Source organism: Streptomyces sp. TLI_105, assembly GCF_900105415.1.
Classification (GTDB): Bacteria; Actinomycetota; Actinomycetes; order Streptomycetales; family Streptomycetaceae; genus Streptomyces.
Genome location: NZ_FNSM01000001.1, coordinates 4585573 through 4600516 on the forward strand (window position 1 = coordinate 4585573; position 14944 = coordinate 4600516).

13 protein-coding genes are annotated in these 14944 nt (G+C 72.5%); 11 read left to right on the top strand and 2 right to left on the bottom strand.

From position 1 onward, the window contains the following. Positions 1-17 precede the first annotated feature (17 nt). The 10 genes from BLW86_RS21010 (at position 18) to BLW86_RS21055 (ending at position 8270) form a co-directional block, all read left to right on the top strand. Positions 18-983 (top strand): Rossmann-like and DUF2520 domain-containing protein, encoded by a 966-nt coding sequence (locus BLW86_RS21010; RefSeq protein ID WP_093875461.1) that lies wholly within the window; start codon positions 18-20, stop codon positions 981-983. Beyond that, on the top strand, positions 980-2050 hold the full coding sequence (gene panC, locus BLW86_RS21015) for a pantoate--beta-alanine ligase (protein ID WP_093875462.1): 1071 nt from the start codon (positions 980-982) through the stop codon (positions 2048-2050). The genes BLW86_RS21010 and panC overlap by 4 nt, the downstream gene beginning before the upstream one ends. Continuing rightward, positions 2047-3744: an L-aspartate oxidase gene (locus tag BLW86_RS21020; protein ID WP_093875463.1), complete on the top strand. Its 1698-nt coding sequence runs from the start codon at positions 2047-2049 to the stop codon at positions 3742-3744. The genes panC and BLW86_RS21020 overlap by 4 nt, the downstream gene beginning before the upstream one ends. Next, positions 3745-4761: a carboxylating nicotinate-nucleotide diphosphorylase gene (gene nadC, locus BLW86_RS21025; RefSeq protein WP_093875464.1), complete on the top strand. Its 1017-nt coding sequence runs from the start codon at positions 3745-3747 to the stop codon at positions 4759-4761. Beyond that, entirely contained in the window at positions 4761-5567 is an 807-nt protein-coding gene (locus BLW86_RS21030; protein WP_030693183.1) for a type III pantothenate kinase, read from the top strand. The genes nadC and BLW86_RS21030 overlap by 1 nt, the downstream gene beginning before the upstream one ends. 97 nt (positions 5568-5664) lie before the next feature. Further along, entirely contained in the window at positions 5665-6237 is a 573-nt protein-coding gene (locus tag BLW86_RS21035) for a hypothetical protein (protein ID WP_177181952.1), read from the top strand. Between the two features lie 294 nt (positions 6238-6531). Continuing rightward, positions 6532-6711, top strand: a complete 180-nt coding sequence (locus BLW86_RS21040) for a hypothetical protein (RefSeq protein WP_093875466.1) — start codon at positions 6532-6534, stop codon at positions 6709-6711. Positions 6712-6827: 116 nt separating this feature from the next. Further along, positions 6828-7247, top strand: coding sequence for a BlaI/MecI/CopY family transcriptional regulator (locus BLW86_RS21045; RefSeq protein ID WP_093875467.1), 420 nt, complete (start codon positions 6828-6830; stop codon positions 7245-7247). Between the two features lie 15 nt (positions 7248-7262). Further along, entirely contained in the window at positions 7263-7781 is a 519-nt protein-coding gene (locus tag BLW86_RS21050) for an amino-acid N-acetyltransferase (protein ID WP_093875468.1), read from the top strand. Positions 7782-7934: 153 nt separating this feature from the next. Further along, positions 7935-8270 carry a histone-like nucleoid-structuring protein Lsr2 gene (locus tag BLW86_RS21055; RefSeq protein ID WP_093875469.1) on the top strand — a complete coding sequence of 112 codons (336 nt, stop codon included), beginning with the start codon at positions 7935-7937 and terminating at the stop codon, positions 8268-8270. Here the strand turns inward: BLW86_RS21055 and BLW86_RS21060 are convergent. Then, positions 8249-8836 (bottom strand): SCO3374 family protein, encoded by a 588-nt coding sequence (locus tag BLW86_RS21060; protein WP_093875470.1) that lies wholly within the window; start codon positions 8834-8836, stop codon positions 8249-8251. The two genes, BLW86_RS21055 and BLW86_RS21060, sit on opposite strands and share 22 nt — an antisense overlap. 461 nt (positions 8837-9297) lie before the next feature. Between BLW86_RS21060 and BLW86_RS21070 the strand changes: the two genes are divergently transcribed. After that, positions 9298-11820: an ATP-dependent Clp protease ATP-binding subunit gene (locus BLW86_RS21070; RefSeq protein WP_093875472.1), complete on the top strand. Its 2523-nt coding sequence runs from the start codon at positions 9298-9300 to the stop codon at positions 11818-11820. A gap of 77 nt (positions 11821-11897) precedes the next feature. Here BLW86_RS21070 and BLW86_RS21075 read toward each other — a convergent pair whose 3' ends face one another. Continuing rightward, entirely contained in the window at positions 11898-14834 is a 2937-nt protein-coding gene (locus BLW86_RS21075; protein ID WP_093875473.1) for an NACHT domain-containing protein, read from the bottom strand. Between the last annotated feature and the right edge of the window lie 110 nt (positions 14835-14944).

Sequence of the window (14944 nt, forward strand, 5' to 3'; positions counted from 1 at the left end):
GGAAGGCCGTCCCCACTGTGAACGCACCAGCAGCGCCAGAGCCCCGAGCCGAGGACCGACCCGCCCGGCTCACCGTCGGAGTCGTCGGCGCCGGCCGTGTGGGCCCCGCCCTCGCCGCCTCGCTCCGGCTCGCCGGGCACCGCCCCGTCGCCGTCTCGGCGGTCTCCGACGCCTCCCGGCGGCGCGCCGCCGAACTCCTGCCCGACGTCCCGGTCGTCGAGCCCGCCCGCGTCCTCGCCCTCGCCGACCTGGTCCTGCTGACCGTGCCGGACGACGCGCTGCCCGGACTGGTCGAGGGCCTCACCGACACCGGGGCCGTACGGCCGGGACAGCTGCTCGTGCACACCTCCGGGCGGTACGGGGCGCGGGTCCTGGACCCCGCCCGCCGGGCCGGCGCCCTGCCGCTGGCCCTGCACCCCGCCATGACCTTCACCGGCACCGCCGTCGACGTCCAGCGGCTCGCCGGCTGCTCCTTCGGGGTGACCGCGCCCGAGGAGCTGCGGCTCGCCGCCGAGGCGCTGGTGATCGAGATGGGCGGCGAGCCCGAGTGGATCGCGGAGGAGGCCCGGCCGCTCTACCACGCGGCGCTGGCCCTCGGCGCGAACCACCTGGTCACGCTGGTGGCCCAGTCGATGGAGCTGCTCCACAAGGCCGGGGTCGCCGCCCCCGACCGCATGCTGGGCCCGCTCCTGGGCGCCGCCCTGGACAACGCCCTGCGGTCCGGGGACGCGGCCCTCACCGGGCCCGTCGCGCGCGGTGACGCCGGCACGGTCGCCGCCCACGTGTCCGAGCTGCGCAAGCACGCGCCCGGCACCGTCGCCGGCTACCTGGCGATGGCCCGCACGACCGCCGACCGGGCGCTCGCGCACGGCCTGCTCAAGCCCGAGTTGGCCGAGGACCTGCTGGGCGTGCTGGCCGAGCCGTCGGGCGGAGCCGCCCACCCCGCAGACCCCGCCGACGGGCCGCAAGGAGACGACCGATGACCCTGTTCGCCCGCAAGAGCGCCGAGGGCGGTCGTGCCGTCCACCACGAGCCCGCCGAGCTGCTGCCCACGGTCGAGGACCTGGAGTACGCGGCGGCCCACTGGGGCGTGCCCGGCCGCACCGCCGTGGTCATGACCATGGGCGCCCTCCACGAGGGCCACGCCACCCTGATCCGGGCCGCACGCGAGCGCGTCGGCGCCAAGGGCTTCGTCGTCGTCACCGTCTTCGTCAACCCGCTCCAGTTCGGCGCCGGCGAGGACCTCGACCGCTACCCCCGCACCCTCGACGCCGATCTCGCGCTGGCCTTCGAGGCGGGCGCGAGCGCCGTCTTCGCGCCCTCCGTGGACGAGGTCTACCCGGGCGGCGAGCCCCAGGTCCGGATCACCGCCGGTCCCATGGGCGAGCGGCTCGAAGGCGCCTCCCGGCCGGGCCACTTCGACGGCATGCTGACGGTCGTCGCCAAGCTGCTCCACCTCACCTCGCCCGACCTGGCCTTCTTCGGTCGGAAGGACGCCCAGCAGCTGGCCCTGATCCGCCGCATGGTCCGCGACCTGAACTTCCCCGTCGAGATCGTGGGCGTGGAGACCGTCCGCGAGGCCGACGGCCTGGCCCTCTCCAGCCGCAACCGCTACCTCTCGGCCGGGGAGCGCCGGACGGCGCTGTCGCTGTCGCGCGCGCTGTTCGCCGCCCGTGAGCGGCTCGCCGCCCAGGAGGCGCTGCGCGCGCGTGCCGCCTCGCTGCCCGGCGCCCAAGGCCGGGCCGAGAACCGGGCCGAGGCGCTGTCGCGGCTGGGCGAGGCCCGGGCCGCCGCCGACGCCCACGCGGTCGCGCAGGCCGCCGAGGGCGGCTGTGCCGAGGCCGTGCGGGCCGCGGCCCGCGCCGTCCTGGAGGAGGCCGCCAAGGCCGAGCCGCCGCTCACCCTCGACTACCTGGCCCTCGTGGACCCGGCCGACTTCACCGAGGTCGCCGACGGCCACGACGGGGAGGCGATCCTCGCCGTCGCCGCGCGCGTGGGGAGCACGCGGCTCATCGACAACATCCCCCTGACCTTCGGAGCCACCAAGTGACCGGAATACGGCTGCACGCACCCGCGCCGGGCTGGGCCATCGACGCCGACGTCGTCGTGGTCGGCTCCGGGGTCGCCGGCCTCACCGCCGCCCTGCGCTGCACCGCCGCCGGGCTCCGTACGGTCGTCGTCACCAAGGCCCGGCTCGACGACGGCTCCACCCGCTGGGCGCAGGGCGGCATCGCGGCCGCCCTCGGCGAGGGCGACACCCCCGAGCAGCACCTCGACGACACCCTCGTCGCCGGTGCCGGGCTCTGCGACGAGCGGGCCGTGCGGGCCCTGGTCACGGAGGGTCCCGACGCCGTCCGCCGGCTGATCGCGACCGGCGCCGACTTCGACAAGACCTCCGACGGCGAGATCGCGCTGACCCGGGAGGGCGGCCACCACCGCCGCCGGATCGCCCACGCGGGCGGGGACGCGACCGGCGCCGAGATCTCCCGCGCCCTGGTGGAGGCGATACGGGACCGGGGCGTGCGCACCATCGAGCACGCGCTCGTCCTGGACCTCCTGACGGACGCCGGGGGTCGCACGGCGGGCGTGACCCTGCACGTCATGGGCGAGGGGCAGCACGACGGCGTCGGCGCCGTCCACGCGCCCGCGGTGGTCCTGGCCACCGGCGGCATGGGGCAGGTCTTCTCCGCCACCACCAACCCGGGCGTCTCGACCGGCGACGGCGTCGCGCTCGCGCTGCGGGCCGGGGCCGAGATCTCCGACCTGGAGTTCGTCCAGTTCCACCCCACGGTGCTCTTCCTCGGGGTCGGCTCCGAGGGCCAGCAGCCGCTGGTCTCCGAGGCGGTACGGGGCGAGGGCGCCCATCTGGTCGACGCCGACGGCGTCCGCTTCATGCTCGGGCAGCACGAGCTGGCCGAGCTGGCGCCCCGGGACATCGTCGCCAAGGCGATCACGCGCCGGATGCAGGAGCAGGGCACCGACCACATGTACCTCGACGGCCGGCACTTCGGCGCCGAGATGTGGGCGGAGCGCTTCCCGACGATCCTGGCGGCCTGCCGCGCCCACGGCATCGACCCGGTGACGGAGCCGATCCCGGTCGCCCCGGCCGCCCACTACGCCTCCGGCGGCGTCCGCACGGACCTGTCGGGCCGGACGACCGTGCCCGGGCTCTACGCGTGCGGGGAGGTCGCCTGCACGGGCGTCCACGGCGCCAACCGGCTCGCCTCGAACTCGCTCCTGGAGGGCCTGGTCTTCGCCGAGCGGATCGCCGAGGACGTCGTGGCGCGCGCGCCCGGCCGCGGGCCGGCCGTCCCGGTGGAGCACCCGGCCCCGGTGGTCCTGCCGCTGCTCGACCCCGGCGCCCGGCGCCGTATCCAGCGCACCATGACCCTGGGCGCGGGGGTGCTCCGGTCCGCCGCGAGCCTGCGCACGGCCTCCGGCGAGCTGGACGCCCTCCACATCCCCCCCGTGCCCGGCGAGACCGACGACCGGAAGTGCGCCGAGCCGGGCGTGGAGTCCTGGGAGACCACCAACCTGCTCGCCGTCGCCCGCCTCCTGGTCGCGGCGGCGTCCCGCCGCGAGGAGACCCGCGGCTGCCACTGGCGCGAGGACCACCCGGACCGCGACGACGCGGACTGGCGCAGGCACCTCGTCGTCCGCCTCACCCCGGAGCGGACCCTGGACGTCCGCACCACCGAGACCTTCGACTTTCCCCCCACCGCCGACGCCCCCAGGGAGCCGTAAGTGAGCACGCCCGAGGAAGCCCGTCCCGAGCCCGTGGACGTCCCTCTCATCCAGATCAACACGGTCTCCGACGAGACCGGCGGCTGCGGCGAGGGCTGCGCCTGCGGCGACGGCGAGGAGTTCGAGTGCGGGCTCGACCCCGCCCTCGCGCAGCTGCTCGCCGACGCCGGTCTCGACCCCGTCCAGGTCGAGGACATCGCCCACCTCGCGATCGCCGAGGACCTCGACGGCGGAGTCGACGTCACGACCGTGGCGACCGTCCCCGAGGACGCCGTCGCCACGGCCGACTTCACCGCCCGCGAGGCCGGTGTCGTGGCCGGTCTGCGGGTCGCCGAGGCCGTCCTGTCGATCGTCTGCACCGACGAGTTCGAGGTCGAGCGGCACGTCGAGGACGGCGCGCGCGTGGAGGCCGGGCAGAAGCTGCTCAGCGTCACCGCCCGCACCCGCGACCTGCTCACCGGCGAGCGCAGCGCGCTCAACATCCTGTGTCGCCTCTCCGGCATCGCCACCGCCACGCGCGCGTGGGCGGACGCGCTGGAGGGCACGAAGGCGAAGGTCCGCGACACCCGCAAGACGACGCCGGGCCTGCGCGCCCTGGAGAAGTACGCGGTCCGCTGCGGCGGCGGCGTCAACCACCGCATGTCGCTCTCCGACGCCGCCCTGGTGAAGGACAACCACGTGGTGGCGGCCGGCGGCGTCGCCGAGGCCTTCAAGGCCGTCCGCGAGCTGTTCCCGGAGGTGCCGATCGAGGTCGAGGTCGACACGATGCACCAGGTCCGCGAGGTCCTGGACGCGGGCGCCGACCTGATCCTGCTCGACAACTTCACCCCGCTGGAGACCGAGGAGGCCGTCGCCCTGGTCGCGGGCCGCGCCGTCCTGGAGTCCTCGGGCCGGCTGACCCTGGAGAACGCGGCGGCGTACGCGGCGACCGGCGTGGACTACCTGGCGGTCGGCGGCCTCACCCACTCCTCCCCGATCCTCGACATCGGCCTGGACCTGCGCGAGGTGCGGGCCTGATGCTGCTCACCATCGACGTCGGCAACACGCACACGGTGCTCGGTCTCTTCGACGGCGAGGAGATCGTCGAGCACTGGCGGATCTCCACGGACCCGCGCAGGACCGCCGACGAGATGGCGGTCCTGCTCCAGGGCCTCATGGGCATGCACCCGCTGCTGGGCGTCGAGCTGAGCGACGGCATCGAGGGGATCGCCATCTGTGCGACGGTCCCCTCGGTGCTGCACGAGCTGCGCGAGGTGACCCGCCGGTACTACGGGGACGTGCCGGCGGTCCTGGTGGAGCCGGGCGTGAAGACGGGGGTGCCGATCCTCACGGACAACCCCAAGGAGGTCGGCGCCGACCGCATCATCAACGCGGTCGCGGCCGTCGAGCTGTACGGCGGTCCGGCGATCGTCGTGGACTTCGGCACGGCGACGACGTACGACGCGGTCAGCACGCGCGGGGAGTACGCGGGCGGCGCGATCGCCCCGGGCATCGAGATCTCGGTGGAGGCCCTGGGCGTCAAGGGCGCCATGCTCCGCAAGATCGAGCTGGCCCGGCCGCGCAGCGTGATCGGCAAGAACACGGTCGAGGCCATGCAGTCGGGCATCGTCTTCGGGTACGTGGGCCAGGTCGACGGCGTCGTGGCCCGGATGAAGCGGGAACTGGTCGGGCCGAAGGGCGACCCCTCCGACGTCACGGTGATCGCGACCGGCGGCCTGGCGCCGATGGTCCTCGCCGACTCGAAGGAGATCGACGCGCACGAGCCCTGGCTGACCCTGATCGGGCTGCGTCTGGTCTACGAGCGGAACGTGTCCCGCATGTAGGGGTGGGATCGGCGCGCCGCGATGATCGCTAAGCGAAAATTGTCCGATTAGCGCGTAGTGTCGGCCCATGCCCACGCCATACGGATCCCGCGGCGGCATGGCGTTCAGCGCGGACGAACTGCGTGTGCTTCGCCGCGCCCTTGCCACCGCCCTCCACCCTGCCCCCCTCCAGGAGGAGGACGTCCAGGACTGCCTGCGCCTGACCGAATCCGTGGACGAGGCGGTACGCGAGGCCGGCCGGCTGCGCGCCTTCCTCCTCGACGACCTGGCCCGCTACCGCGAGGCGCTGCCCGGGTCCCTCGGCGGCTACCTGGAGCTCCTCCGGGACGCGCTGGCGGCCGGCTACGACCCCGGCGCCGACGACCTCGCCGCCCTGCGCGCGCTGCGCCGCAACCCGGCCGCCGCCGAGCTGCTCGCCCGCTGCCAGGTCCTCGCCGAGCGCTCCGTACGCGAGCGCCTGGCCCGGGTCTCCCAGGCCACCGCTCCGGCCGTGCCCTCCGCCTCCCGGGCCCGGCTGCTCGCCCTGCCCGGCGGGCGCGCGACGGGCGACGAGCCCAAGCCGACCCCGCCCACCCCGGCCGAGCGCCCGGTGCCCAAGCCCTCCGAGGCGTTCCCGCCGCGCCGCCGCCCCGTACCCCCGCCCCCGCCCGAGGAACGGGTCGCCGGATGAGGGGGTGGCTCTCCGGTCGGGCCGGGCTCGCGGGGCCTGGCCCGTACTCCCCCGTAGTCCTTCGGGCGCGGGAGGTGCCCCCGCGCCGCGTTGCCGTCGGTCGCCGACTCCCCCGGCCACCGCTGGGAGGTGCCCCCGCCGCGTCGACTCCCTCCTCCGTCTTGCGATCGCGCTCGGCGTCCGGAGGATGAATCAGGGAGCCGGGACGGAGCGAGCGAAGCGAGTGCAGTGCACCGGACGCCGCGCGCCGACCCGGCCTGACCGGAGAGCCATCCCCTGGCTACTCTGGACGGCATGGACTACGTATCCGCGCTCGTGCCCCCCGTCGTGATGGCCGCGTTCTTCATCGGTCTCGTCGTCACGATCGTCAAGAGCCAGGGCGGCCCCAACAAGGCCAAGGAGGACGCGGCCGTGGACGCCGCCCTCGCCCGCGCCGAGGCGGCCCGCCAGGCGGACGGCCCCGCCGCCTCCTGAGGCCCCGTCGGCCCGTGTCACCGAGGACGTGCGACCTTTCGAGGTCGTGCGTCCTTTTTGTTGGTTTCTTGTCGCCAATAGCACCGTATTGACGTTTTGCGCACTATGGTGACGCTGTGCCCCGTCCATTGGGAGAGCTCGAAGACGCCGTCATGACGCGCGTATGGCAATGGAACCGCCCGGTGACCGTCCGGGAAGTCCTGGAGGACCTCCAGCAGGAACGGTCCATCGCCTACACCACCGTCATGACCGTCATGGACAATCTCCACCAGAAGGGCTGGGTCCGCAGGGAAGTCGAAGGCCGCGCCTATCGATATACGGCGGTCTCCACCCGCGCCGCCTACTCGGCGGCCCTGATGAACGAGGCCTGGGCGCAGAGCGACAACCCCGCCGCCGCGCTCGTCGCCTTCTTCGGGATGATGTCGCCGGAACAGCGGGAGTCGCTGAACGACGCCATCCGGATCGTCCAGCGCGACAGCCCCCTCCCCGCCGCCCCGCGGGAGCCCGAGGGTGGCGAAGGGACAGCCCGCCCGTAGCGATAGCGTCCCCCCATGTCGACCTCCGCCGAAGCCGTCACCGTCCGCAGGGCCCGCACCAGCGACGTCCCCGCGGTCCGCCGTCTCGTCGATCCTTTCGTGCAGCGCGGCATCCTGCTCGACAAGGCGACCGTGACCCTTTACGAGTCCATCCAGGAGTTCTGGGTCGCGGAACGCGACGAGGACGCCACCGTCGTCGGCTGCGGCGCACTCCACGTCATGTGGGAAGACCTCGCCGAAGTCCGCACTCTCGCCGTCGATCCCGAGTTCAAGGGCGCCGGCGTCGGACATCAGGTGCTGGACAAGTTGTTGCACACCGCCCGATGGCTCGGGGTGCGCCGGGTATTCTGCCTGACCTTCGAAGTCGACTTCTTCACGAAGCACGGCTTCGTCGAGATCGGCGAGACCCCGGTCGACGGAGATGTCTACAGCGAGCTCCTGCGTTCCTATGACGAGGGAGTCGCCGAGTTCCTCGGTCTCGAACGAGTGAAGCCGAACACCTTGGGCAACAGCCGGATGCTTCTGCACCTGTGAGGCGGAAGCCCGGGATCCTCTCGCGGAGCCCTATGTCCGAATCGCGCACGTTTCCCGCGCTGCCGGGCTTCTGAACCTCTCCCAGGGGTTTGTGTTTTTCCGAGAAAAGCGGTTTCCTTTCCGCGTACTGCATTTTCGATGAAAGGAAATCCGGTGGCACAGAAGGTTCAGGTCCTTCTTGTCGACGACCTCGACGGCGTCGAGGCGGACGAGACCGTGACGTTCGCGCTGGACGGCAAGACCTACGAGATCGACCTCACCACCGCCAACGCGGAAAAGCTCCGTGGCCTGCTCGAGCCGTACACCACGAGTGGCCGCCGTACCGGTGGCCGCACCGCCGGCGGACGCGGCAAGGGCCGCGCCGTGGCCACGGGCAGCCAGGACACCGCGAAGATCCGCGCGTGGGCCAAGGAGAACGGCATGAACGTCAACGACCGCGGTCGCGTGCCCGCCGACATCAAGGCTGCCTACGAGGACGCGAACCGCTGAGGCGACAGCTGCTGAGCCGTCCCACGGGTACGGGCACTCAGCAGCCGCACCCGATGGCACTCCGCCGCGGCGGCGGCCACGAGACGCACCAGACAGGGGGCGCCCGCAACGCCCCACGGCGCGGACCGCAGCACCGGCAGCGAGGGCTCGACCTCGCGGCCCGGCGCGGGCGCCCGCAGCCACACCGCGGCGCCCGGCGCGCCGGATCCGCTCCGCCCCGGGGGAAGGGGTGCGGTCATCCGGCCGTCGGCACCGAGGATCGCGAGATCCAGTGAGATCCCGCCCCACTCCAGCCAGTCGAGCAGTCCCGGGAGCTCCTCCGCGCTCCCCGCGGCCACGAGCAGCCCCATCCGGCGCCCCATCAGGGCCACAGGACCCGTCGCCGCGCCCATCCGGCGCAGCACGCCCCGGCCGGCCTCGGCAGGCACCTCCAGGACGTCGAAGCGCAGCCCGGTGACCAGCCGCACCGGCGGCCCCGCCTCCGTCGCCCAGCCGAGCTCGTCCTCGTACCACCGCGCGACGCCGCCGTCGCTCGGCGAGCGGGGCGGCGGGACGGTGAGGGCCATGTCCGGGGAACTCCGGAGAGGGCGTCTTGGTTACGCCCGCGGTGACACAGCGTCCCCGCCCGGTCGCGCGAGGTGTCCGGGATGGGGCCTAAGGGTGCATTCGAGCGCGCAAGGGTGTTCGCTGGTAGCGGAGGGAACCGGGGTACGCCGCATGGAGTGTCAGTCCTTACGGGTAAGACATTCCTAGTGGGGAGGGGCGACTCGCGGGCTTCGGCGTCTCACGTTCGCCATCGGCGTACTGATGGCGCGGGTAACTACTTGGCCTGCGGGAACATCGTCTCGCACCATCGGGTTGGAGCATTTGTCGGCTGTTCGGCAGCAGGTCTCCCCGCTGAAGAGGGGGTGATCCGGACGGATGTCGGCAGTTGGAATGAGCGGTCCCCGCTTGCGGGACTAAGCTGCGGAAGGACAGGGAGGGGATCGACCCCTAACTGACTGACCGCTCTGAGGAGCGATTAACGATGTTCGAGAGGTTCACCGACCGCGCGCGGCGGGTTGTCGTCCTGGCTCAGGAAGAAGCCCGGATGCTCAACCACAACTACATCGGCACCGAGCACATCCTTCTGGGCCTTATCCACGAGGGTGAGGGTGTCGCCGCTAAGGCCCTGGAGAGCCTCGGGATTTCGCTCGAGGCGGTCCGCCAGCAGGTTGAGGAGATCATCGGGCAGGGGCAGCAGGCCCCGTCCGGGCACATCCCCTTCACCCCGCGTGCCAAGAAGGTCCTGGAGCTGTCGCTCCGGGAGGCCCTCCAGCTCGGCCACAACTACATCGGCACCGAGCACATCCTGCTCGGCCTGATCCGCGAGGGCGAGGGCGTCGCCGCCCAGGTCCTCGTGAAGCTGGGTGCCGACCTCAACCGGGTGCGGCAGCAGGTCATCCAGCTGCTCTCCGGCTACCAGGGCAAGGAAGCCGCCACGGCCGGCGGTCCTGCCGAGGGCACCCCCTCGACGTCCCTGGTCCTCGACCAGTTCGGCCGGAACCTCACCCAGGCGGCCCGCGAATCCAAGCTCGACCCGGTCATCGGGCGCGAGAAGGAGATCGAGCGGGTCATGCAGGTGCTGTCCCGCCGCACCAAGAACAACCCGGTCCTCATCGGCGAGCCCGGCGTCGGCAAGACCGCCGTCGTCGAGGGCCTGGCGCAGGCCATCGTCAAGGGCGAGGTGCCCGAGACCCTCAAGGACAAGCACCTCTACACCCTGGACCTCGGCGCGCTGGTCGCCGGCTCCCGCTACCGCGGTGACTTCGAGGAGCGCCTGAAGAAGGTCCTCAAGGAGATCCGCACCCGCGGCGACATCATCCTGTTCATCGACGAGCTCCACACCCTCGTGGGTGCGGGCGCCGCCGAGGGCGCGATCGACGCCGCCAGCATCCTCAAGCCGATGCTGGCCCGCGGTGAGCTCCAGACCATCGGCGCCACCACGCTCGACGAGTACCGGAAGTACCTGGAGAAGGACGCGGCCCTCGAGCGCCGCTTCCAGCCCATCCAGGTCGCCGAGCCGTCGCTGCCGCACACCATCGAGATCCTCAAGGGTCTGCGCGACCGGTACGAGGCCCACCACCGGGTCTCCATCACCGACGAGGCCCTCGTCCAGGCCGCGACCCTGGCCGACCGGTACATCTCGGACCGCTTCCTCCCGGACAAGGCGATCGACCTGATCGACGAGGCCGGCTCCCGGATGCGCATCCGCCGGATGACCGCGCCGCCGGACCTCCGCGAGTTCGACGAGAAGATCGCCGGCGTCCGCCGCGACAAGGAGTCCGCGATCGACTCGCAGGACTTCGAGAAGGCCGCGTCCCTGCGCGACAAGGAGAAGCAGCTCCTCGCCGCGAAGGCCAAGCGCGAGAAGGAGTGGAAGGCCGGCGACATGGACGTCGTCGCCGAGGTCGACGGCGAGCTGATCGCCGAGGTCCTCGCGACCGCCACCGGCATCCCGGTCTTCAAGCTGACCGAGGAGGAGTCCTCGCGTCTGCTCCGCATGGAGGACGAGCTCCACAAGCGCGTCATCGGCCAGAAGGACGCCGTCATCGGCCTCTCGCGGGCCATCCGCCGCACCCGTGCGGGTCTGAAGGACCCGAAGCGCCCCGGTGGCTCGTTCATCTTCGCCGGCCCGTCCGGCGTCGGTAAGACCGAGCTGTCCAAGGCGCTCGCCGAATTCCTCTTCGGCGACGAGGACGCGATGATCTCCCTCGACATGTCGGAGTTCAGCGAGAAGCACACGGTTTCCCGCCTCTTCGGTTCGCCGCCGGGATACGTCGGCTACGAAGAGGGCGGCCAGCTCACCGAGAAGGTGCGCCGCAAGCCGTTCTCCGTCGTCCTCTTCGACGAGGTCGAGAAGGCCCACCCCGATATCTTCAATTCCCTTCTCCAGATCCTGGAGGACGGTCGCCTGACCGACTCCCAGGGCCGGGTCGTGGACTTCAAGAACACGGTCATCATCATGACCACCAACCTCGGGACCAGGGACATCTCGAAGGGCTTCAACCTGGGCTTCGCCGCCCAGGGCGACACGAAGTCCAACTACGAGCGGATGAAGGCGAAGGTCAGCGACGAGCTGAAGCAGCACTTCCGCCCGGAGTTCCTCAACCGTGTGGACGACATCATCGTCTTCCCGCAGCTGACGCAGGAGGACATCCTCCAGATCGTCGACCTGATGATCAGCCGCGTCGACGAGCGCCTCAAGGACCGGGACATGGGCCTCGAGCTCTCCCAGTCCGCGAAGGAGCTGCTCGCCAAGAAGGGTTACGACCCGGTGATGGGCGCCCGGCCGCTGCGCCGGACGATCCAGCGCGAGATCGAGGACACGCTGTCGGAGAAGATCCTCTTCGGCGAGCTGCGCCCCGGTCACATCGTGGTCGTGGACACGGAGGGCGAGGGCGAGGAGCGCAAGTTCACCTTCCGCGGCGAGGAGAAGACGGCCCTGCCGGACGCCCCGCCGATCGAGGCGGCGGGCGGCCCGGGCCCGAACCTCTCGAAGGACGCGTGACGCACGCGCCGAGCGCTGAGCGGTAAGGGGCGGCCCCGGAACCAGAACGGTTCCGGGGCCGCCCCTTTCCTGTGCCGTCAGGGCGCGAGGGCCCGGCGGACCTGCTCCCCGTCGCTCCCCGCCCGGGTGAGTTCGAGCTCGTCCAGCGAGGGGAAGATCTCGCCGATCCGGCTGAGCTCCGGCTCCTCCTCGTGGGTCAGGCGGACGGTCCGCACCGATTCCACAGCCATCCCTTCCGGGCAGCCGACGAGATCCCCCTCGTCGATCCAGAGGGCGCGCACCGTGGAGAGGGTGGCGAGCCCCCGCCATGCGTCGGCGCTCGCGTACGGCGCCTTCCACAGATTCAGCGAGGTCAGGCTCCGGAGCCGTCCGAGCGTCTCCAAGCCGTCCTCGGGCCAGCTGCCCGGCAGCTGCAGCAGGCCGAGCGGTGCTCCCGTGGGCAGGTCCGCCGCGGACCACCGGGCGTCGACGCGCAGTCCCAGGACGAGGGACTCCAGCCGGGTCAGTCCGGACAGCGCGGAGAGGCGGGGTCGGCGGCCCGGCCGCCGCAGCCGGAGGGCCACGGGATCGCAGGCGGCGAGGAGCCGGGCGAGGCCCTCGTCCGACACGGACTCGTCGACCTCCAGCAGATCGGGACGCAGGCCGAGCCGGATGAGCGCGTCCACGTGCTCGTCGCCGTGGACGAAGTACCGGAGCTCGCCGGGATCGAGCCGTGCGATGACCTCCTCGGCGTACGGGCCGGGCTCGAAGCGGGTCCAGGCGTGCATCAGCTGGGCCCGGATCCGCAGTGAGGGGTGATCGGCGAAGCGGGCCAGATAGGGGAGGGCCGCGTCCACCATGATGTGAGTGGCCGCGATCACCGAGTGGTACGCCTGCTCCTCGCCCAGCTCCTCCGGCCCGCCCAGCAGCCGGAGCACCGGTGAGCCGCCCAGTGCGAGCTGGCGGGCCTCGTCGTCCGAGCGGGGCGGGATCAGCTCGGCCGTGCGGGCCATGATCTCGTCCCGCACTTCGGGGGACACCTCCGTGGCGCTTTCGAGCGCGGTCGCCGCGACCATCAGGATGCGCAGCTGGTCGCGGCGGTCCTCGGCGGAGTCCGCCGCTGCCAGCAGCTCGCGGAGGATCTCCGCGCACTCGCGCGGTCGGGCATGCCCGACCGCCATGCGGATGACGTCCTCCCACTGGTCGTCGGCGGCGTGGCGGACCAGGACGCCGATGTCCCAGTGGTCCACCAGGGCCTTGGCGGCCAGGTAGTCCTGGAAGGTGCGGTGGACGAAGTCGACGGTGTCCTCCGTCGGCTCGCGCAGCAGGCCGCTGCGGTGGAGGAGGTGGGTGAAGACCCGCCCGGGGTCGTGCGGGGCGGCTTCCTGGACCGCCGGGACCGCCTCCCGCACGAGCGACTCCGCGCGGGCCCGGTCCAGCTGGGTGCGGCCGTTCAGCGTCAGCCAGTACGCGAGGCGCTGGACGAGCTGGATCTGGGGTGCCTCGTCGAGGGCGATGCCGGACGGGGCTCCCATGTCCCGCTCGCGGTCGCGGCGCGAGAGGAGCATCGACAGGGCGGCCTCGTAGAGCGCCTTGCGGCCGCGGGGCAGGAAGCCGCGTCGGTCTCGGTGGAGGGCGCAGATGAGGCCGCACATGAGGGGGTTGGTAGCGAGCTGGGCGACGTGCCCGGTGGTGCGGAGGGCGTCGAGGAGCGGCTGCTCGTACGGCTCCGCCTCCGGCCCGGCGGCCCGGTGCCAGCGGCGTACGAAGGTGGCGACCTCGGTGCGGGTCATGGGGGAGAGGGTCAGTTCGGTGAAGCCGTCGCGGGCCAGCCAGTCGTCGCGTACGGCGGTGGGGCGCGAGGTGACGAGCCAGCGGTTGCCCTCGTACGCGTCGAGGAGGTTCCGGAGCCAGTCGCGGGCCCGGCCGCGTTCGGCCTCGGGGATCTCGTCGATGCCGTCGACGAGGACGACGGCACGGCCGGCGGCGAGGACCCGGTCGGCCCAGCCGTCGGGCGGGGTCAGCGGGCAGCCGGCGGCCGGGAGGAAACGGTCGGGGGCGGGGAGCCGCTCGCCGTGGCGGGTGAGGGCGCGCAGGGGGAGGACGAAGGGGACGCGGCCCCGGAGGTACGCCATGCCGTCCGCGCGTCCCTCGGTCGAGGCCGAGACCGCCAGCCACTGGACGAGGGTGGTCTTGCCGGAGCCCGCCAGGCCGCGCAGCAGGACTTTGTCGTGGCGGGCGAGGGCGAGGTCGGCGCGGACCGTCTGTTCCCGCTGGTGGGGGAGGAGGTGTCCGGCCTCGTCGGGCACGTCGGGTGCGGGAGCTTCGCCCGTCGCCTCCAGGGACAGGTACGCGAGGTCCAGCGGCCACTCGTCCGGTGAGTGGTGCAGGTCGATGCCGTAGATCGTCAGGCGGCCGTGCTTCTTCGCGAGGTGGGCCAGGTAGCGGCGTTCGAAGTCCGCGTCCCGCGAGTCCGTCCGCGGTGTCCGGCGGATGACCTCGTCGACCTTCGCGATGAGCTCGGCCTGGGCCCGGGTCTGTTCGACCAGGCTGCGGGCGACGAACGTGGAGCGCTGGGTGAAGAACTCCAGGAGGTGGAGGGCGGCCCATTCGGTGAGGGACTCCAGGTACAGCGCCGAGTCCGTCGAGAGGCCGTCCGGCGGCGGGGCCGCCGCCCGCAGGCGGCGGGCGAGGTCGCGGTGGCCGAGGCGGACGGCCTGGACGTCGTCCATGTCGAGGTCGCCCAGGGCGAGCAGGGTCCTGGCGAGGGTGTCGGTGACGGCCTCGGTCTCGTCGGCCGGGAAGGGGCGCTCGCCGCCGCCGAGGGACCGTTCGACGAGGGTCGCGGCGAGCTTGCGGACGTCCCGCTCGGTGAGGCTGCGCTTCTCGCCGCGGAAGGAGACCAGGGAGGAGAGCCGGATCGTGCCCGATGAGGCGGTGAGACCGGCGCCCGGGCCGTCGCCGACCAACAGTTTCCTCAGCAGTGGGCCGATCGCGGCCGAGGCGAGGCGGGTGCCGATGAGCGCCGGTTCCATGTGTCCCCCCTGTGGATTCCCGAAGCGGTCAGCGTAGTGCGGGACGGCCTTCGGGGCGGCTCGGTCGCGTGACCCAGATCCCATTCGGGATGGCTCGTCGCGTGACCCAG

What these genes read in the sequence shown, in the direction of transcription:
- panC (WP_093875462.1), top strand. Translation starts at nt 980, where the DNA reads ATGACCCTGTTCGCCCGCAAGAGCGCCGAGGGCGGTCGTGCCGTCCAC.
- BLW86_RS21030 (WP_030693183.1), top strand. Translation starts at nt 4,761, where the DNA reads ATGCTGCTCACCATCGACGTCGGCAACACGCACACGGTGCTCGGTCTC.
- BLW86_RS21035 (WP_177181952.1), top strand. Translation starts at nt 5,665, where the DNA reads ATGGCGTTCAGCGCGGACGAACTGCGTGTGCTTCGCCGCGCCCTTGCC.
- BLW86_RS21040 (WP_093875466.1), top strand. Translation starts at nt 6,532, where the DNA reads ATGGACTACGTATCCGCGCTCGTGCCCCCCGTCGTGATGGCCGCGTTC.
- BLW86_RS21050 (WP_093875468.1), top strand. Translation starts at nt 7,263, where the DNA reads ATGTCGACCTCCGCCGAAGCCGTCACCGTCCGCAGGGCCCGCACCAGC.
- BLW86_RS21060 (WP_093875470.1), bottom strand. Translation starts at nt 8,836, where the DNA reads ATGGCCCTCACCGTCCCGCCGCCCCGCTCGCCGAGCGACGGCGGCGTC.
- BLW86_RS21070 (WP_093875472.1), top strand. Translation starts at nt 9,298, where the DNA reads ATGTTCGAGAGGTTCACCGACCGCGCGCGGCGGGTTGTCGTCCTGGCT.
- BLW86_RS21075 (WP_093875473.1), bottom strand. Translation starts at nt 14,834, where the DNA reads ATGGAACCGGCGCTCATCGGCACCCGCCTCGCCTCGGCCGCGATCGGC.